We start from the raw sequence: 18,276 nt of genomic DNA on the forward strand, positions 1-18,276 counted from the left end.
TTATGGGAGACTGGATTTCCGATGAGCACCCTCGCCCTCAAATACCGCCCCCGCCTGCTATCCGACCTTGTGGGACAGGAAGGTAGTGTGAAGGCGCTGGCCAACGCCCTGAAGCGGGCCAAGGAGAGCGGCCGCATCCATCAGGCCTACCTCTTCGCGGGGGTGCGCGGCACGGGCAAGACCAGCACGGCGCGCATCCTGGCCCGGGCCCTGAACTGCGCCGAAGGCCCCACCGCCACGCCCTGCGGGGTCTGCGATCCCTGCCGCGCCGCCGAGCAGCCCGACAGCAGCCTGGACATCGTCGAGATCGACGCCGCCAGCCGGGCCTCCGTGGCCGACGCCCGGGCCCTCCGGGAGCAGGTGCAGACGCGGCCGGCCTTCTGTCGCTACCGGATCTACATCATCGACGAAGTGCACATGCTCAGCACCGAGGCCTTCAATGCCCTGCTGAAGGTCATCGAGGAGCCGCCGCCCCACGCCATCTTCGTGCTGGCGACCACGGAACTGCAGGATGTGCCCGACACCATCAAGAGCCGCGTCCAGATCTTCCCGTTCCGCCTGATTCCCGTGGGTCTCATCGAAGGCCGCCTCCGGCATGTCTGCGAGCACGAGGGTGTGGAGGTGGAGGCCGGCAGCCTGCGGCTGGTGGCCGAGGCGGGCCAGGGCTCCATGCGCGATGCGCTGACCATCCTCGATCGCGTCATTGCCGCCGGCGATGGGAAGGTGCTGGAGGAGGCCGTCCGGGAGCAGCTGGGCATCGTCAGCGCCCACCTGGTGCAGGGCGTCCTGTCGGCCCTGGTCATCGGCGACACGGCGGCCCTGGTGGAGGCCTGCCGCGAGCTGAACGAACAGGGCGCCGACTGGGCCACCTTCTGGCGCGAGCTGGTGCTGGCCTTCCGCGACCGCCTGGAAGCAGAAGCCCGAGCCGCCCGGGGCCCCCAGGACCTGCTGCGCTGGGCGCGGATGCTGAACCTGCTGCTGAGCCGGGAGCGCGACCTGCGGGACAGCAGCCTGCCCCGCGTGGTGGTGGAGCTGGCCCTTCTCACGGCGGCGCAGCTGCCGCACTTGGCCCCCCTGGATGCCCTCGTCTCCGGGGCCTACGGGGCCGGAGCGCCGCCGCGGCCTTCGAGCCCGCCCGCCGGGCCGCCGCCGGTCCCTTCCCGGGCCCCCCAGGCCGCGCCGGCGCCTGAGGGGCCTCGCAGGCCCGCACCGGCCCCCACATCAACTCCCGCGGCCAGCTTCCCGGCCCGCCCAGCCCCAGCTTCCGTCCCTTCTCCTGCCCGCGCCCAGGCGCCAGTTCCCGCGGGCGCACCGGCCCCCCCCCAGCTGCGGGTGGCCTGCAGCGAGGCGCTCCGTCAGGTGCCCGGCCTCCGGGCTCTCGGCACGGCGCCCCAGATGGCCACCGATCTCCGCTGGGAGCCGCCGGTGCTGCACTTCCGGTTCCCGGGCAATGTGCGGCAGACCCTCCAGGACCTCGAGCGGGAAAAGACCAATCCCCATGTCCTGGCGGCGCTGGCGGCCGTGCTCCCGGGCTTGAGGGAGCTGGAGATCAGCTTCGAGGGCGGGTCCGCCGGAGAAACCCAAGGCGACCGGCCCGAGGACCGTCTGCGGCGGGAACCCGCCTTCCAGGAGCTGCTGCGCCTCAGCGGGGGCGAGGTGCTGGAAATCCGGCGGGAGAGCTAATCACCCCCCCGACACCGGTGGCATCAGGGCCACCTCGTCACCCTCCGTCAGCGGCGCCGTGCGGTCCGCGAAGCTCTGGTTCAGGGCCAGCAGGGCGTCCTTGGGAAGGTCCGCGAAGCGGGGATCCGCCAGGAGATCGCCCAGGGTGGGGGCGAGGGGCAGTCGGAGTTCGCTGAACCCCAGCAGGGCGCGATAGCGGGCGAAGCATTTGACCGTGATCATGCGTGTCTCCACCTCCAGCCTACCGCCCGCGCCCTACTTGGGGCTCCAGGTGTGGCGGATCTCCCCCGAGGGGTTGAGCCCGGTGCCGCCACCCTTGCTGGCGCCCAGCTGCAGGATGAAGCCGCCGAAACGCCACTCCACCTGGCCGGAGGTGATGCTCAGTTCGCCGCTCTTCTTGTGGGACACCACGAAGGCGCTGCGCTGGCCGAACAGGTTGATGCTCTTGCCCAGGGTGACTTCGGTTTCGGTGGTGCCCAGGTTGGTGGAGCGCACCGCGACATTCACGCGATCCAGGCCGAGCGTCCGCCGCATCTGCTCCTGGAAGGGCGCGAAGGCCAGGGTGGAGATGAGGCCGGAGCCGGCGCTGGCGATGCCGGAGGTGATGGCGCCCTGGGTGGCGCCGGAGGTGGCCCCCGCCGCGCCCACATTGGCCACATTGCCGGGATTGATGAGGATGGCCACGATCTCGTCCTGCCGGAGGCTGGGTGTGGAGCTGGGCACGATGGCCAGGTTGCTCAGGGTGCCGTGGATGTCGAGGTTCACGGTGTAGCCGGGAATGGAGCTGACGCTGCCCTGGAGGTTGATGACCGGATCCAGGGGGCGCGACTCGGAGAAGACCAGTGAACCCCGATCCACCACCATGTCGCCCGCGGGGAAGATGTTGGTGATGCGGCCACCGGGCTGGAAGATCATCGTGCCCTTGGGCACGGGATGCGCCAGGGTGCCCAGCACCTGGAACGGCCCCTCGGTGCGGCCTTCCAGCTTCAGGAGGTTGGTGTCGAAGCTCCAGGGGCTGCGCAGGTCGAGGTCCAGGTCCAGGCGGATGCGCTCCAGCGGATCATCCAGGTCCAGGCCCACCAAACCGCCGCTGTCGCTGAGGGCGCTCCGCAGGATGAGGTCGGCCAGCTTCACCTCGGTCTGATAGCTCAGGCGGTCGGCCCGCAGGCGGCCCTTGAGCAGGCCCCCTTCCTCGGTGCCCTCCAGGGTGGCCCGCAGGGTGCCCTGGAGATCCAGGCCATCGGGCACATCCCGGAGCTGGAAGTTGGCGAGGGAGGCCTTCAGCCGATAGGCCTCCAGGCCGCCGAGCCGCCAGGTGAGGTCGCCGGAGACCTGCAGGTCGCCGTGGGCCAAGGTGCCGCGCAGCGGCCGGTCTGCGGGAATCGATACGGTGCGGTCCTTGAAGATCAGACCGACCTGCAGGTCCTCCACGCCCTGGTAGCCCCGCAGGTTCGTCTGGCCCTTTTCCAGGGACAAGGTGCCGTCCAGCAGGGGCGCGGGATAGGTCCCGTGAGCCAGGAGGTCGAACCGGCCCAGGCCCTGGATCCGCAGTTCGGACAGCAGGCTGTACTCGTCCACCTCCATCACCCGGTCGAAGATCGACTTGAGGTGGGCGAGGTTGGCGGCGCCCTGCACCCGGAGGGCCAGAGGGACGGTCGCCGAAAAGGGCACGGTCCCCGTCAGGCGCAGGTTGGCGGCCTGGGCCGTCGGGTCGGCGGCCTTCCGCGCGCCGCCTTCCAGGGCGATGTCCACCTCGGCGCCATTGGCGTCTCCGCGAAGGGAGGAAGGCCGGGCCTGGTGGAGTTCGAAGGCATTGAACTGGGCGGCCAGACGGTTCAGGGATCCGGTCCAGAGGAGGTTCCGGCCGTTCCAGCGCCCCTGGGCGCTGACCTCGAGGCTCAGGTCCTCCATCAGGTCGTCGGTCAGGCTCCGGGCCAGATTCTCGGTGCGGGCGCTGTCCGCGGAGACATTCAGCGACAGGGTGCCCGCCAGGTCCGGCCCGTCCTGCCGGACCTGGACCTCCACGAGCGGGCGGCTCATGCCCTCCAGGGCCAGACGGCCGGCCATCCGGCCCCGCTCCAGGCTGAAGGCGCCCTCGAGGCCCTCGAGGCTGCGCCCGCCGAAGAAGATGCGGCCCCGGTTCAGGCTGAGCTGGCCCTCCGGCAGGTCCAGGGCGCCGAAGGGGCTGGTGATGGGCCCCAGCAGGCGGGCCTCCACCTGGGCCTGGATGCGGGGGCCGGGCAGGGCCATCAGCTGGGAATCGAGGCGCCCCGCGAGATCCACCTTCCAGGTCCACCGGCGCAGATCCATGTCGGCCTGGCCGGCCAGGGCCAGGGCCCCTTCGGGTTCAGAGCCGGGGCTGCCCAGCAGCTCGGGCCGCTCGGCGACGCGGACATCCTGAAGACGCAGCCGCAGGGTCTCGAGGTCCATCGCGAAATCGGACGAGGCGGCGGGAACCTTGATCCCGTAGACCTCGCCCGCTTCGACTTGGGCGGCGCCCTGCATGGTGAGGTGATCGTAGGGGCCCTGGAGGCGCACCCAGCCGCTGCCGGTCCCGGTGATGGGGAGGTCGTGGCCCTCGTCATCCTTCAGATCGGCGGCCCTGAGCCCTTCGGCCACGGGAAGGCGGAAGGCGGTGTAGCACATGTCCATCTGCTTCTGGCCCGGGGCGGTGCGGGCCCAGGTGAGCCAGAGATCGCCGCCGCCGCGACCCTCGTCCTTCTTCAGGTCGATGTCCGTGACGCGAAGGTCCGAGCCCCGGATCTCCACCTTGGCCCGCAGCTCATCCGCCCGTGCCCCGTGCCAGCGGGGATGGGAGACTTCGGTGGTGCCGTCCAGCTCCAGGCCGGTGCCTCGGCTCCAGCGGACCTTGGCCTGGGCCCGGGTCTGACCCTCCATGTCCAGGTCCACCACCTTCCAGGCACGCAGCGCCTGGGCCACCTGGCTGGCGCCCACCTCCACCTGGCCTTCCGCCTCCAGGCGCACCGGACCGCGGGGCCCGAGGGTGGCCCAGCCGGTGCCGGAGGCCTTCAGCGCTTCGAGATCCAGCCGGAGCTGCTCGAGGGTGGCCCGGCCATCCCGCAAGGTGGCCCGCAGGCTGCCGGCCTCCAGCCCGTGCTGCGTCAGAGCCACCTGGGCCGAAGCCTGCCAGCGGTCCGGGCGGCTCAGGGCCGAAGCTTCCCGCGGCCCCTTGACCTGGGCCTGCAGCGTGCCGCGGACGCCCTGGAATTCCGGCAGGCGCAGGGCGCGGCCGACGGCATCCAGATCCAGGTTCCGTCCCTGGAGGGTGGCTTCCGGGGGGGCCTTCTGGGACCAGGTTCCCTGGAGGTCCAGCTCCCCCTGGCCGGACCGCCAGCGCAGGTGCTCCACCTTGGCGGCCTGGAGGCCACCGCTGGCCCGCAGGTCGAGTGCCCCGGGGTGGAAGCTCCCGTTCGCGGGCCGCAGCCCCTGGCCTTCCGCGATCACGGACCAGCGGGGGGCGGCGAGGGTGCCTTCGACGGTGGCGCTGACATCCAGGCTGCCCATCAGGGGCGGCCGCGCCTGGCCTCCCCAGCGGGCGGCCTGGGCCAGGCTGAGTACGCTGCCAAGGCGGCCTTCCAGGCGCTCGGGCGCCTTGGGGGTCTTGGCCTCGAGGCGCCCGCTCAGCCGAACCTGGCTTTCGCCCAGGCGGAGGTAGCCCTCCTGGAGCGAGACGAAGCTCTCGGAAAGCTCGCCGTTCAGGTCCAGTCGGCCCCGCTCCCAGCCACCGGGACCCTTCACGGACAGCTGCGGGCCGGCCACATCCACGCGCAGGCGGTTGGGCCCTTGGCCGGTGGCCTTCACCTCGAACTGGTAGCGCGCCGCGGGAATGCCGCGCAGCGGCTCGGGAATCTCGATCTCCCCGCCGGTGAGGCTGAGGAGGTCGAGGCGCACCTGGGGCAGGGGGCCTGTCCGTGGCGGCCGCTCCTTGAGCTTGAGGGGAGCCAGGCCCGCTTCCGTCAGCCGGAGGTGAGGCTGCTCAGCCCGGATGGAGAAGATCCGGTAGGGGGGCGCGAGGAAGGAGGGGAGGTCCGCCTGGATCTCGATGCGCCGCACGCTGAGCAGGTCCCCCCCGAGGTGCACATCCCGCAGGACGATGGATCCCAGGATGGGGTGGATCTCCAGCTGGCCGATGGTGAGCGGGAGCCCGGTCTCCTCGCGGGTCAGGGCATCGAGTTTGGAGACGGTCCATCGGAGGACGGCGGGCCGGGTGGCGAGCCAAGGGCCCACGGTCACGGCGGTCGCCCCGGCCACGAGGACATAGGACACCCGGCGCACCCACCGGCGGCCCCAGAGCCGCTGCACCGCATCCTTGGTGGGGTGCCAGATCATTGGCTAGTTCTTCTCCCCGCAGTTGGGGCAGACCATGGCCATGCGGGGCAGCTGCCGGTAGCAGAAGCGGCAGAGCCGGGCCTGGGTGGCGGCGCGGAGCGTGGGATGGGGGCCTGAGGTACTGGAGGAGAGGACGGCCGTGCCCAAGGGGCGGGTCTCGCGGGCCACGCTGTCCTTGAGGCGGCGGAGGGCCTCCAGGAAGGCCTGGGCCGACAGGTAGCGTTCGCCGAGGTTCACCGCCAGGGCCTTCATGACGACCTCGGAGAAGGCCTTGGGCACGATGGGATTCCGCAGGTGGGGCGCCAGGATCTGCTGGCTGGTGAAGGCCTGGGCGATCTTCAGGGGATCGGCGTCATAGAAGGGCACCGTACCCGTGAGCATCTCGTAGAGCGTGATGCCCAGCGACCAGAGGTCGGACTGGAACACGGCCCGGCCACGGAAATGCTCCGGCGCCATGTAGGGCGGAGAGCCGATGCGCGTGGGCGCGAAGGGGACATGCTGCATCTCCAGCACGCGGGAGGTGCCGAAATCGGTGACCTTGGCCAGGCCGTCGCGGTTCACCAGGATGTTGGCGGGGCGCAGGTCCCGGTGCAGGATCTGGTGGCCATGGGCGAAGGCGATGGCGCTGCAGATGTCCAGGCCCATCTCCAGGGCCCGGGTCGGTGCGAGGGTGCGCTCCCGCCGGATCATCCGGTCGAGGCTCTCGCCCTCCACATATTCCAGGACCATGAAGAAGATCCCGTTCTTCCGCTCGACGGTGATGAGCTCGACGATGTTCGGATGCTTCAGCCCCGCCATGATGCGTGGTTCCTTCAGCAGGTCCACGATCTCGTCCTGCTGCTGGTGGGGGACCTTCAGGGCCACCTTGCGGTTCACCCAGGTGTCCAGGGCCAGGTACACAGCTCCGAACCCCCCGGAGCCGAGGCGATCCAGGATCTGGTATTTGCCCAGGGTCTGGTCCTTGGAAAGCACGAGTGCGGGCTCCGAAGCGATGAGTCCAGCATGACCGAAACGGGCCGGGCCTCCTAGCCCACGCGCGGCCTTACTCCAGGATGCGGTCCAAGATGGAGCGGTGGTCCTCCCAGGCGGCGAGGAGATGGCGGATCCGGGGCCTCGCTTCGACGCCCAGCCCATAGGCCCGGCGGAAGACGACCCGGTCCTCCACGGTGGCCCGGTGGTGCTGGCGGAGGTGCTCGCCCCAGCTGGAGCTGAGGAAATTCTCCACGAAACGCAGCTGCCCGGGTTCAGGCGGGGCGATGTCCTGGAACAGGGACCAGCGCACGGCCCCGTCGCGGATCCGGACGCGGCGGACCTCCCGCATGGCGTCCTGGAAGGCGGCCTTGCGCTCCTCCGGGATCCGGTACTCCAGCACCGTGAGGATGGGTCCCTCATCGGGGTCGAGGGGCTCGGGGGCATGGGGCTGGAGGCGGTGCGGGCTCATGTCCATGGGCTCATGCAGGGCCTGGATCTTCAGGCGGGCGGTGGCGGCCAGCAACAGCAGCATGCCGATCCCCGAGGCGAGGAAGGCCACATGGATGCCCCACCGCTCGCCCACCCAGCCCCAGAACGCCGCGCCGCCCGCCATGGCGCCGCCCCAGACGGTGATGTAGACGCCGAGGGCCCGGGCGCGCACCCAGGAGGGCACGGACAGCTGGACGCCGGTGTTGCAGGTGCTGAGGACGGACAGCCAGCCGGCCCCGCACACCAGGAGTGCCAGGCCCGCCGGCAGGGGGTGGTTCACGACGGAAAGGACCAGCAGGCCAGCCGCGAAGGCCACGATGGCGGTCGCAAGAAGCGTATTGGGACTGTACTTTTCCCGCAGGGCGGGCAGGAACAGCGTGGCTCCCACCGCTCCCGTGCCGATGCATCCCAGCAGCAGGCCGAAGGCCGTGGACCCGAGGTTGAGCTGGTGGATGGCCAGGGTGGGGAGCAGGGCGAAGATCGTCCCGCCGAAGAACACGAACCCGCCGCCCCGGAGCAGGATCACCTGGAGGGCCGAGCGGTGCCGCGTGTAGCGGAGGCCCACCTTCATGGCGGCGATGAAGCGCTCGGCGGGAAGGTCGGTGGTGACGGGCGCGCGCTTCCATCCCTTCAGCACCACCAGCACCCCCACGAAGGAGACGGCGTTGAGGGCGAAAGCCCAGGTCGCGCCCAGCCAGCCCACCACGAGGCCTCCCAGGGCGGGGCCCACGGCCCGGCTGACATTGAAGCCCGCGCTGTTCAGGGCCACGCCGGCGGCGATCTGGTCCTTGGGCACCAGGTCGGGCACGGAGGCCTGCCAGGCCGGGGCATTGAGCGCGGCCCCCACGCCCAGCAGCAGGGACATGGTGATGAGGATGGCCGGGGTCACCAGGTGCAGCGCCGACAGGAGGGCCATGGCCGCGGCCGCCAGCAGCATCCAGGCCTGGGTGACCAGCAACAGACGGCGCCGGTCCACGATGTCGGCGATGGCGCCGCCGGGCATGGACAGCACCAGCATGGGCAGGGTGGAGCCGGTCTCGATGAGGCTCATGAGCAGCGGCGATCGGGTGATCTCGGCCATGAGCCACTTCTCGCCCACACTCTGGACCCAGGTGCCCACATTCGAGACCATGGCCGCGATCCAGATCGCCATGAAGATGCGATTTCGAAGCGGGGCGAAGGGGCTCTTTCGGGCGTCGGTCACGGGCTCAGGCTACCTCGACTTCATTGGGAAAAACACTCTCGGAGGGTGCAGAGACAGCCGAGGTTCGCAGAGGAGAACAAATCTTCCTCTGTGAACCTCGGTCATCTCGGCGCTCTCTGCGAAGGGTGTTACCCCAGGAATGCCTTGAGGGTCTTGGAGTAGCGGGGGTGCCTGATCTTTCGCAGGGCCTTGGATTCGATCTGGCGGATGCGCTCGCGGGTGACGGCGAACTCGCTGCCGACCTCCTCCAGCGTGTGTTCGGAGCCGTCGTCGCCCACGCCGAAGCGCATGCGCAGCACGCGCTCTTCGCGCTCGCTGAGGGTGTTGAGCACATTGCGGACGGTCTCCTTGAGGCGCTGCTGCACGACCTGCTCCACGGGGGAGACCACGGTCTTGTCCTCGATGAAATCCCCCAGGTGGGAATCCTCCTCCTCGCCGATGGGCGTCTCAAGGGAGATGGGTTCCTGCGCGATCTTCATCACTTTGCGGACCTTGCCCACGGGCATGTCCATGGCGTGGGCGATCTCCTCGCTGGAGGGTTCCCGGCCCAGCTTCTGCACCAGCTCGCGCTGGGTGCGGATGAGCTTGTTGATGGTCTCGATCATGTGCACGGGAATGCGGATGGTGCGGGCCTGATCCGCGATGGCGCGGGTGATGGCCTGCCGGATCCACCAGGTGGCGTAGGTCGAGAACTTGAAGCCGCGGCTGTATTCGAACTTGTCCACGGCCTTCATGAGCCCGATGTTGCCTTCCTGGATGAGGTCCAGGAACTGCAGGCCGCGGTTGGTGTAACGCTTGGCGATGGAGACCACGAGGCGCAGGTTGGCCTCGATGAGCTCGGCCTTGGCGCCGCGGCTGATGCTCTCAGCGGCCTTGAGGCCGTTGAAATCCTTGTGGAACTGCTCGCTGGTGGTCTCGTACTTCTCGAAGAAGTCCTCGAGGGTCTTCTCGATGTGGGCCAGCTCTTCCTTGTAGCGGTCCTTCAGCTTGGCGAAGGCGGGGTTCTTGAGCCGGTCCCGCAGCTCGCGGCACTTGCGCTCCCCGGCCATCACCTGGCTGTGCTGATGGGTGATCTTGTCGATGAGGCGCGTAACGGCGAGGCTGTTGAGGCCCAGCTTGCGGATCTGGCGGGACAGGCGACCGCGGGCCATGAGGATTTCACGGCCCAGCTTGCGCTTCTTGGGCAGGGTCTTGGTGCCGGCCTCCACCTGGAGGTGCAGGTCCAGCAGCTCCTGGAGGGCTTGGTCGTAGACAAGCAGCTTCTCGAACTGGTGGTGCACATGCTGGGTGGCGGAGGTGCTCTCGGCATCCTCGTCGTCGTCCACCTCGTCGGACAGACCCACCACTTCACGGATCTTGCCGGGGTTCTCCTTCAGCATCTTGCCGATGTCGATGAGGAGGCTGGCGGCCAGGCGGGACCGGGACAGGGCGCGCATGACGCTGCGCACGCCCACCTCGATGCGCTTGGCGATCTCGACCTCGTCCTCGCGCTTGAGGAGGGGGACCGTGCCCATCTCCTTGAGGTACATGCGGACCGGGTCATTGAATTTGTCGCTGTCGGGGCTGTCGATCTCGACTTCGAGGTCCTTGTCGCCCTTGCCGCCGCCGTCCACCAGGACGAATTCAGGTTCGATGGCCTCGCGGGCGGCCTGGGCCTCCTCTTCCGTGGCACCGATGCCCACGCCCAGACGGGCGAACAGGCCCATGACCACCTCAAGGTCCATGGGACTGGAGGCGGTGTCGGGGAGGAAATCATTGAGCTGGTCAACCAGCAGGAATCCGTTCTTCCTTCCGATGGAGATCAGGGCTTTGGTCAGGGGGTAGTAGGCTTCTCGCGGTGGCGTCGGAACCATTCGGACCTCAAAGAACGCTGCAGATATCGGGCCGGCGGTGCCGGCGGCCGAGAGGTAAGCAGAACTCGTCCAATGTACCGGCCGAGTCCGGAACTTTTCAGTATAAGGGATCTGCGGATTCAGGCAAGGGTTGGATGGTGGCTTGAGCCCTCACCGGGTGATCCGCCGCTGCTGGGAAAGCTTCTTCTGGCGCAGGAGCAGGTCGTTCTGGCGGATCTCCACCTGTTTCGTGAGGGCTGCGTCCACGAGGGTGCGGGGATCCTGGAGCAGGCGATTGTTGGCCTGAATCTCCCGATCCAGGTATCGGCCTTCCAGCTTCGCGAATAAAGAATCGGCATCCCGGCCGGCTTCATCCTTGTGGCTGGCCTGGGCCTCCAGGTGGCGGATGGCGGCCAGGGCGCCCGCGGGCAGCTGGGTGGGGTCCCCTTCGGCATCCAGGAGGGCCTGGAGCAGCGGCGCACCGGGGAGGCTTTCCCACCAGGCCGGTGGAACCTCTTGGACCCGCCGCCAGTGGCCCGCGGTGCTCAGGAGGAGGAGGCTACGGACGAGGTCATCCACTTCCGGGGGCGCGGACTGGCTGGGTGGGGGCTCGTCGGACCCCTGGATCGGCGCCTGGCGGCCACGCACGGCCCGGTCGAGCTCCTGCAGGGGGACCTGGAGCTGATGGGCGAGGCTGGCGAAGAGATCCCGGCTTTCCGTGGTGCGGGGCAGGTAGGGCAGGAAGTCCAGCAGGTCCTTGAAGGCGCCCATGCGATCCGTGATGCGGCGCAGGTCCTTGCCCTCCATGGCCCGGTCCACCATGAAGGCCGTCCAGTCCGGCGCGGTGCGCAGCAGGTCGCGGAAGGCCTCGCCGCCCAGCTTGAGGCACCAGGTGTCGGGGTCCTCGCCCTGGGGCAGCTCCAGCAGGCGGACCTCGAACCCCAGCGGCAGCGCCATCCTCAGGCTCTTCTCCATGGCCCGGCGGCCGGCCGCATCGCCGTCGAAGCAGAGGATGACCCGACGGGTGAAGCGGCCCAGGGCCTTGAGGTGCTCCTCGGTGAGCGCCGTGCCCAGGGGCGCCACGGCCTGGTGGAGGCCGTGCTGGTGCAGCTGCAGCACATCGAAATAGCCTTCCACCACCAGGGCCCCGTCCTTCATGGCGCCCTTGGCGCGGTGGAAGCCGAAGAGGGTCTCGCCCTTGTGGAAGAGGGCCGTATCGCGGGTGTTCAGATACTTCGGCTGGCCTTCGCCCATGATGCGTCCGCCGAAGGCCACGATGCGGCCCCGGGCGTCGTGGATGGGCAGGGTGAGGCGGTTGCGGAGGAAGTCGATCTGCGTGCCGCGCTCGCTGCGGCTGGCCAGGCCCGCCTGCTCCAGCAGCTCGCCCGAGAAATCCAGGCCCCGGAGGTGCGTCACCAGGGCGTCCCAGCCGTCCGGCGCCACGCCGAAGCCCGCTTCGGCCACGAAAGGGCCCTCGTAGCCCCGCCGGCGCAGGTAGGCGCGGGCCGCCTCGCTGCGTTCGAGCTGGCGTTCATAGAAGGACTGGGCGGCCTCCAGCGCGGAGCGCATTCGGGTCTCCAGGTCCACCTCGGCGGAGGGCCGCTCCCGGCGTTGGGGAAGGTCGATGCCCGCGGCCCGGGCCAGCTGCTCCAGGGCCTCGGGGAAGGTCATGCCCTCGCGCTCCATGAGCCAGGCGAAGGCATCGCCATGCTTGCCGCAGCCGAAGCAGTGGTAGAAGCCCCGGTTGGCCACCACCTGGAAGCTGGGGCTCCGTTCCGCGTGGAAGGGACAGAGGCCCACATGGGCCGAGCCCTGCTTGCGCAGCTTCACCGCCTGGCCCACCAGGGCCAGGAGGTCCGTGGCGTCCCGGACGCGCTCAACGATTTCGCGGTCACGCATGGGTGATACATTCCGGAGAAAAGAGGAACCACGCTTGCGGAGGGTCGCCGATGTGGTCGGGGGTGCGGAGGAGGGCCCTTCTCCCAGCATACCGCTCCCGGGGCCCCGGACCGGAGGTTACAGGCGCTTCTCCAGGAGCTTGAACTCCACCCGGAGTTGCTCGAAATCATGGAACTCCACGCCCACCTGTCGGAACCCCAAGGTCTCGTAGAAACGGATCGCCGAAGCATTGCCCTGGTAGACCACCAGCCAGGTGGAGCCGGCTTCCCGCGCCCGCATCCACGCCTCGCCGGCCTTCATGAGCTGCCGCCCGAGGCCGGATCGCAGGGTGCCCGGATCCACATAAAGTTTCTGGGTCTGCCAGGGCGTTCCCGGGCCCGTCGTCGAGGGGTGAGGGCACGCCTCCTTCAGCTTCAGGAAGCCCAGGACGCGACCCTCCACCTCGGCAACAAAGTAGGTGTTGGTGGGCTTCGTCAGGCTGCGGGCGATCTTGGCGGGCGAGTAGGTGGCCTCGAGATACCGGGCCAGGGTGCCCTCTTCAAAGAGGTGCCCGAAGGCCCAGGTGAAGCTTTCTCGCCCCACGGCGACGATGGCGGCGACATCTTCGGGAAGGGCCGGGCGGATGAGGGCATTCATGAGACCTCCAGGCGCGAAGACCTCCGCAGGGAGGCCCTTGGTCCAGCATTGTGGCCAGGGCGCGGCGGCACAACCCGATTCTCGCGATCCCTTGGGTTGAGTGGGTTGAGTCTTCCGTGATTCCGTTTCGCTCCGGGCATGGCATTCTTGAGGTTCTGTACGGTGGAACCCCATGAGCCAGCTCCTCGACACCATCCTCCTCTTCAGCCTGCCCGCCTCCGGCAAGTCGGAGGTGCGCCGCTACCTGGCCAGCCTCACGCCCGACCAGTGCCGGAACGACTTCCATATGGGCCCCACGCTGCAGCTGGACGACTATCCCTATGTCCACCTCATGCATCGCATCGATGACGAGCTGAAGGCCAGCGGCCTCGGCTACGCCTACTACCACGGCCCGAACCGGCCCTTCCGGGACAACTGGACCTGGGCCGTCCTCATCGAGCTGCTGAACGAGGACTACGCGAACCTCATGGCCAGCCGCCAGACCCTGGTGGCCAGCGCGGCCCAGCACCTCTTCGACCGCCTGGACGCGGCCCATGCCAGGGTGGGCCTCTCCCAGCCCCTGGGCGAGATCCCCCATCGCATCCGCGTGCGGATGGCCGAGGCCCTGGAAGAGGAATGCCGGGCCGAGCTGGATGCCCTCAACCGCCAGAACGCGCAGGACAAGACGGGCCGCACCCTGGTGATCGAGGCCGCCCGCGGCGGCGCCCACGGCTCGGCGTTCCCCCTCTGCCCGCCCCACGGCTACGACACGGCCTTCCAGACTCTGTCGCCGGCCATCCTGGAGACCGCCTCCGTGCTGTATGTCTGGGTGGATCCCGTGGAGAGCCGCCGCAAGAACATCGAGCGCGGCCGCCCCAACGGCCAGGGCAGCATCCTCCACCACAGCGTCCCCATGGAGGTGATGCTGGGGCAGTACGGCACGGACGACATGGCCTGGCTCATGGAGCAGAGCGACCGTCCCGGCACCATCCGCGTGGAGCGCCTCATCCAGGAAGGCGATCGCTACGCCAGCAAGGTCTACCACCTGCCCGTGGCCCGCTTTGACAACCGGAATGACCTCACCACCTTCGTCCGCGAAGAGCAGAAGCTCTGGAAACCCGCCGATGTCCAGGCCATCCACGGCGGCCTGAAGGCGGCTTTCGACCAGCTGGTGAAGAAGTAGAAGACGGATTAACCACATAGGACACAGAGGGAGAGGGGTTCCCCTCTGCGCGCTCTGCGTCCTCGGCGGTTAAACGCTTGTCAGTGCGCCCCGGCTCCGGCCTTGGCGTTCCAGATGCGGGTCATGATGAAGGCGCCGATGAGGCTGAAGGGGATGATGGAGCCCACCCAGACCCAGGCGTGGGCCGGCTGGTGGCCGTGGATGGCCACGCCGTCCCAGCCGTAGGTCTTGAGGATCCAGCCCAGGCCGAAGCCTGTCAGACCGGACCCGATGTACTGGATGCCGTCCAGGGCTCCGGCCACCGAGGCCGCGGCCTTCCGTCCACCGAAATCCATGCTGGCGGTGCCGCTGAGCATGCCGTGGACGCCGAAGATGAACATGGCGGTGAGGCCCAGCAGGATCACGGCCCAGATCTGGCCGCCCCAGGTGCCCTGGCCCAGGGTCATGCCCAGCAGGCCCAGCATGACCACCTGCACCAGGTAGAAGAAGAAGGCCACGGGGGGACGCCGGGACTGGAACAGCTTGTCGCTCATCCACCCGCAGAGCAGGCCCCCGAGGATGCCGCCGCCCATGAAGGCGATGCCGGTCCACCAGAAGAGGTGCTCCTTTTTGCCCAGGTGGTAGATCTCCTGCAGGTATTCGGTGAAGTAGAGCATCACCCCCTGGCGGACGAAGCCCGTGCAGAACTCCGCGAAGATGAGCGACACGATGATGGGGTTGTGGAAGACCTTCTTGATCAGGTCGCTGAGAGGCAGGGGGGCATCTTCGGCGGAACCGGCATTGGAGCCGTCCCCGGTGTCGAAGTCGGGGTATCCGGCATGGCTGGGACGATTGCGGACCAGGAACCAGTCCACGGCGAACATGAAGGCCATGGCGGCGGCCGGCACGAACCAGATGACCGTCCAGCTGCGGAAGCTGGCGAGCAGCCAGGCCCCGATGGTGGTGGCCAGGAAGTAGCCGGAGCTGATCATGATGCCGAAGATGCCGCCGAAGACACCGCGCTCCTGCACATGGAACCAGGTGCTGTTCACCTTCACCACGGACAGGGCCCCGAAGCTCTGGAAGTACATGTTCAGGCTCCAGAGCAGGCTCATGCTCACCAGGATCTGGGTGACATGCCCATTCAGGAACATGAACCCGATGGCCAGGTTCAGGAGGGCGGCGCCCAGGGAGCCCACGAGGATCGCCTTGCGCCCGCCGATGCGGTCGGCGAGGGGGCCGTTGAAGGCCACGGCGAGGCCGTAGGTCCAGAAGCCCGCCGAGGCGATGAGGCCCATCTGCGCCTTGTCCAGGTGGTACCAGGCGCCGATGTCGTTCTTCACGATGTTGAAGTTGTAACGGCCCATGTACATGGCCGCGTAGGTCAGTCCCAGGGGAAACCAGTTCAGGAACCGGCGCAGACGAAAGGCGGGACTGTGCTTCAAGGGAACCTCGATGCCTTCAAGGGTACTGGAGGGTCTGCCGGCCCCCAAGTGACGAGGCTGTAACTCTGGTCAAAGTCATTCGGCCTTGCGGAAGGCTTCGTCGGTCCCCGTCAGTTCCCAGGAGCCCCGGCGCCGCTCGAAGGTGGCATGGCGCTGCTTGGTCTGCCCCACCTTCGCATCCGGATGCAGGGTCTGGAAGAGGGGGAACTGGGCCGTGGGCTTCTCCAGGCGGATTTCGTAGGTGACGCGGGCCCCCTCCCGGGTGGGCTCCATCCGGATGGCCCGGACGAAGGTGGCCTCGGCCGCGGGCAGGGAGAACCCCTTGGGCGCGGCCTTGATCATCTTGGGCGCGTCGGCCTTCAGGCGGAAGGTGAAGGACTTCCGATCGCCCTCGGTCTGCACGGTGGTGTCGAACCAGCCGCTCTTGTCGAGATTCTCCTTGAGTGCTCCCAGGCGCAGGTGCTCGGGGCTGCCCTTCGTCGCACTGGCCTTCTCGGGTACGGTGACGGGAATCACGACGGGGTAGTCCTTGCGGATCAAGTCCTCGGCCTTGCCGCGCTCCAGCTTGGAACTGCAGGCCAGGGTGAGCAGGAGGACGGGAAGGAGCAGGGCAGGGCGCATGGTCGGATCCTCTCCGGTTCGCAAGGATGGTGACACAACTCGGTGCCAGCCTTTCAACCTCGCAGTATCCTATCAAGTTGCTGACGATAGGAGATTGCCGTGAATCCTGGCTACCTGGCCCACCTCAACCGTGAGATCGAGCTGCTGAAGGAGGCCGGACTCTACAAGACCGAGCGCGTCATCACCTCGCCGCAGCAGCCCCAGATGAAGGCCAACGGCCGGGATGTGGTGTGCCTGTGCGCCAACAACTACCTCGGCCTGGCGAACCATCCGGAAGTCATCCAGGCCGCCAAGTCGGTGATGGATGGCCACGGCTTCGGCATGGCTTCGGTGCGGTTCATCTGCGGCACCCAGGACATCCACCGGGAACTCGAGCTCAAGCTCGCCGCCTTCCTCGGCTTCGAGGACACGCAGTTGTACTCCTCCTGCTTCGACGCCAACGGCGCCATCTTCGAGGGCCTGCTGGGGGAGGAGGACGCCATCATCAGCGACGCCCTGAACCACGCCTCCATCATCGACGGCATCCGCCTCTGCAAGGCCAAGCGCTTCCGCTACGCCAACTCGGACATGGCCGACCTGGAAGCCCAGCTGAAAGCCGCGGATGCCGCCGGGGCCCGCTTCAAGCTGGTGGTGACGGACGGCGTCTTCAGCATGGACGGCTACATCGCCAAGCTCGCGGCCATCTGCGACCTGGCAGAGAAATACGGCGCCATGGTGATGGTGGATGACAGCCACGCCGTGGGTTTCATGGGCGTGAATGGTCGCGGCACGCATGAGCACTGTGGCGTCATGGGGCGTGTGGACTTCATGACGGGCACCTTCGGCAAGGCTCTGGGTGGCGCCTCCGGTGGCTACATCGCCGGGAAGCAGGTGGCCATCGACTGGCTGCGCCAGAAGGCCCGCCCCTACCTGTTCTCGAATTCCGTGGCCCCGGCCATCGTGGCCGCCACGCTGAAGGTGCTTGACCTTCTGAAAAACAGTCAGGGCCTCATCAAGCAGGTGCATGAGAACGCCCGCTACTTCCGCACCGGCATGGAGAAGGCTGGCTTCAAGCTGCTGCCCGGCGAGCACCCCATCGTGCCCGTGATGCTGTACGAAGCGCCCCTGGCCCAGGAGTTCGCCAAGCGGCTCCTCGATGAGGGCGTCTATGTCATCGGGTTCTTCTTCCCCGTGGTGCCCAAGGGCCAGGCCCGCATCCGCACTCAGATGAGCGCCGCCCACACCCGTGCGGACCTCGATCACGCCATCGCCGCCTTCACGAAGGTGGGCCGCGAGCTGAAGGTGATCGCCTGACCTACAGCACGATGTACCGGTAGGTTCCCGGGTTCTGCTCCTTCAGCAGGAGCTGGATGGTCCAGCGGCCGTCCGGGAACCGCTCGTACATCGTGGCGCTTAGGACGGACTCCGCCAGCCAGGGCTTGATGTCTTCGTACCGCTCGAAGGCGGGTGGGACCCACGCCTCTTCGGCGGTGCCCCGGGCGGCGGAGCCGGGCTTGATGTAGTCCATGAGGCGCGAGAAGGCGGATTCAGGGGGCTGCACGGGGGCTCCAGGGGCTGATTCGGATGGGCGGGCGCTTCCGTCGGGAGGCGGCTATCCGCAGGCCTTGATGTCGGCCTCGAAGACCTGATCCGCCTCCGGGTTCAGGGACCGGATCAGGGCTCTCAGGGCGTCGAGGCTGGTCGGTTCGAGGTCCCTGGAAAACGCGATGGCCATGCCATCCGCGTCGGCCCGGAGCACGGTGCCCCGGGTCACGATCCGCTTCCCGGCTTCGGCCTCCTCGAGGAGGATGGCCACGCCGCAGGCGCTGCCGAGGGGAAGCCGCTCCGTGCCCCCGACCAGGATGCCGCCCAGGCTGATGTTGATCGCCGAGGGGAAGGCGAGGATCTGGTCGCCGGTCACCACCTTCACCCGGTAGGCGATGGGGACGCGGGGAAACTGTCGTTGGTCGGAGGGCACGCTCACCACTGGCATCCAGGTCTGCTGGTCGATGCATGATAGCGCGG

14 protein-coding genes are annotated in these 18,276 nt (G+C 68.3%); 3 read left to right on the plus strand and 11 right to left on the minus strand.

Annotated features, from left to right (window positions below):
* The first annotated feature begins 21 nt into the window (after positions 1-21).
* Positions 22-1,683 carry a DNA polymerase III subunit gamma/tau gene (gene dnaX / locus QUD34_RS07300; protein ID WP_286355944.1) on the plus strand — a complete coding sequence of 554 codons (1,662 nt, stop codon included), beginning with the start codon at positions 22-24 and terminating at the stop codon, positions 1,681-1,683.
* Here the strand turns inward: dnaX and QUD34_RS07305 are convergent, their stop codons facing one another.
* The 7 genes from QUD34_RS07305 to QUD34_RS07335 all read right to left on the minus strand — a co-directional run bounded on the left by QUD34_RS07305 (position 1,684) and on the right by QUD34_RS07335 (position 13,065).
* The gene (locus QUD34_RS07305; protein ID WP_286355945.1) at positions 1,684-1,905 is read right to left on the minus strand and encodes a MoaD/ThiS family protein; all 222 of its coding nucleotides are present in this window, start codon (positions 1,903-1,905) and stop codon (positions 1,684-1,686) included. It abuts the gene before it with no gap.
* Between the two features lie 33 nt (positions 1,906-1,938).
* Positions 1,939-6,033 (minus strand): translocation/assembly module TamB domain-containing protein, encoded by a 4,095-nt coding sequence (locus QUD34_RS07310; protein WP_286355946.1) that lies wholly within the window; start codon positions 6,031-6,033, stop codon positions 1,939-1,941.
* A gap of 3 nt (positions 6,034-6,036) precedes the next feature.
* On the minus strand, positions 6,037-7,005 hold the full coding sequence (locus QUD34_RS07315) for a serine/threonine protein kinase (protein ID WP_286355947.1): 969 nt from the start codon (positions 7,003-7,005) through the stop codon (positions 6,037-6,039).
* Positions 7,006-7,075: 70 nt separating this feature from the next.
* Complete coding sequence (locus QUD34_RS07320; RefSeq protein WP_286355948.1) at positions 7,076-8,698, minus strand: MFS transporter; 1,623 nt, start codon at positions 8,696-8,698, stop codon at positions 7,076-7,078.
* A gap of 128 nt (positions 8,699-8,826) precedes the next feature.
* Positions 8,827-10,551 (minus strand): RNA polymerase sigma factor RpoD, encoded by a 1,725-nt coding sequence (gene rpoD / locus QUD34_RS07325; RefSeq protein WP_286355949.1) that lies wholly within the window; start codon positions 10,549-10,551, stop codon positions 8,827-8,829.
* A 150-nt stretch (positions 10,552-10,701) separates the two neighbouring features.
* The gene (gene dnaG, locus QUD34_RS07330) at positions 10,702-12,429 is read right to left on the minus strand and encodes a DNA primase (RefSeq protein WP_286355950.1); all 1,728 of its coding nucleotides are present in this window, start codon (positions 12,427-12,429) and stop codon (positions 10,702-10,704) included.
* 117 nt (positions 12,430-12,546) lie between these two features.
* Positions 12,547-13,065: a GNAT family N-acetyltransferase gene (locus tag QUD34_RS07335; protein ID WP_286355951.1), complete on the minus strand. Its 519-nt coding sequence runs from the start codon at positions 13,063-13,065 to the stop codon at positions 12,547-12,549.
* A 172-nt stretch (positions 13,066-13,237) separates the two neighbouring features.
* Between QUD34_RS07335 and QUD34_RS07340 the strand changes: the two genes are divergently transcribed.
* Positions 13,238-14,227: a hypothetical protein gene (locus tag QUD34_RS07340; RefSeq protein ID WP_286355952.1), complete on the plus strand. Its 990-nt coding sequence runs from the start codon at positions 13,238-13,240 to the stop codon at positions 14,225-14,227.
* 80 nt (positions 14,228-14,307) lie between these two features.
* Here QUD34_RS07340 and QUD34_RS07345 read toward each other — a convergent pair whose 3' ends face one another.
* Both QUD34_RS07345 and QUD34_RS07350 read right to left on the minus strand, forming a co-directional pair.
* Positions 14,308-15,651 carry an MFS transporter gene (locus QUD34_RS07345; protein WP_286355953.1) on the minus strand — a complete coding sequence of 448 codons (1,344 nt, stop codon included), beginning with the start codon at positions 15,649-15,651 and terminating at the stop codon, positions 14,308-14,310.
* 75 nt (positions 15,652-15,726) lie between these two features.
* Entirely contained in the window at positions 15,727-16,272 is a 546-nt protein-coding gene (locus tag QUD34_RS07350) for a DEAD/DEAH box helicase family protein (RefSeq protein ID WP_286355954.1), read from the minus strand.
* Between the two features lie 99 nt (positions 16,273-16,371).
* Here QUD34_RS07350 and QUD34_RS07355 point away from each other — a divergent pair, with 99 nt between their 5' ends.
* Entirely contained in the window at positions 16,372-17,565 is a 1,194-nt protein-coding gene (locus QUD34_RS07355; RefSeq protein ID WP_286355955.1) for a glycine C-acetyltransferase, read from the plus strand.
* A 1-nt stretch (position 17,566) separates the two neighbouring features.
* Here the strand turns inward: QUD34_RS07355 and QUD34_RS07360 are convergent, their stop codons facing one another.
* Complete coding sequence (locus QUD34_RS07360) at positions 17,567-17,812, minus strand: hypothetical protein (protein ID WP_286355956.1); 246 nt, start codon at positions 17,810-17,812, stop codon at positions 17,567-17,569.
* A 51-nt stretch (positions 17,813-17,863) separates the two neighbouring features.
* The gene (locus QUD34_RS07365; RefSeq protein WP_286355957.1) at positions 17,864-18,235 is read right to left on the minus strand and encodes a PilZ domain-containing protein; all 372 of its coding nucleotides are present in this window, start codon (positions 18,233-18,235) and stop codon (positions 17,864-17,866) included.
* Positions 18,236-18,276 lie beyond the last annotated feature (41 nt).

It is taken from the genome of Geothrix oryzae (assembly GCF_030295385.1).
In the GTDB taxonomy this organism is placed as follows: Bacteria; Acidobacteriota; Holophagae; order Holophagales; family Holophagaceae; genus Geothrix; species Geothrix oryzae.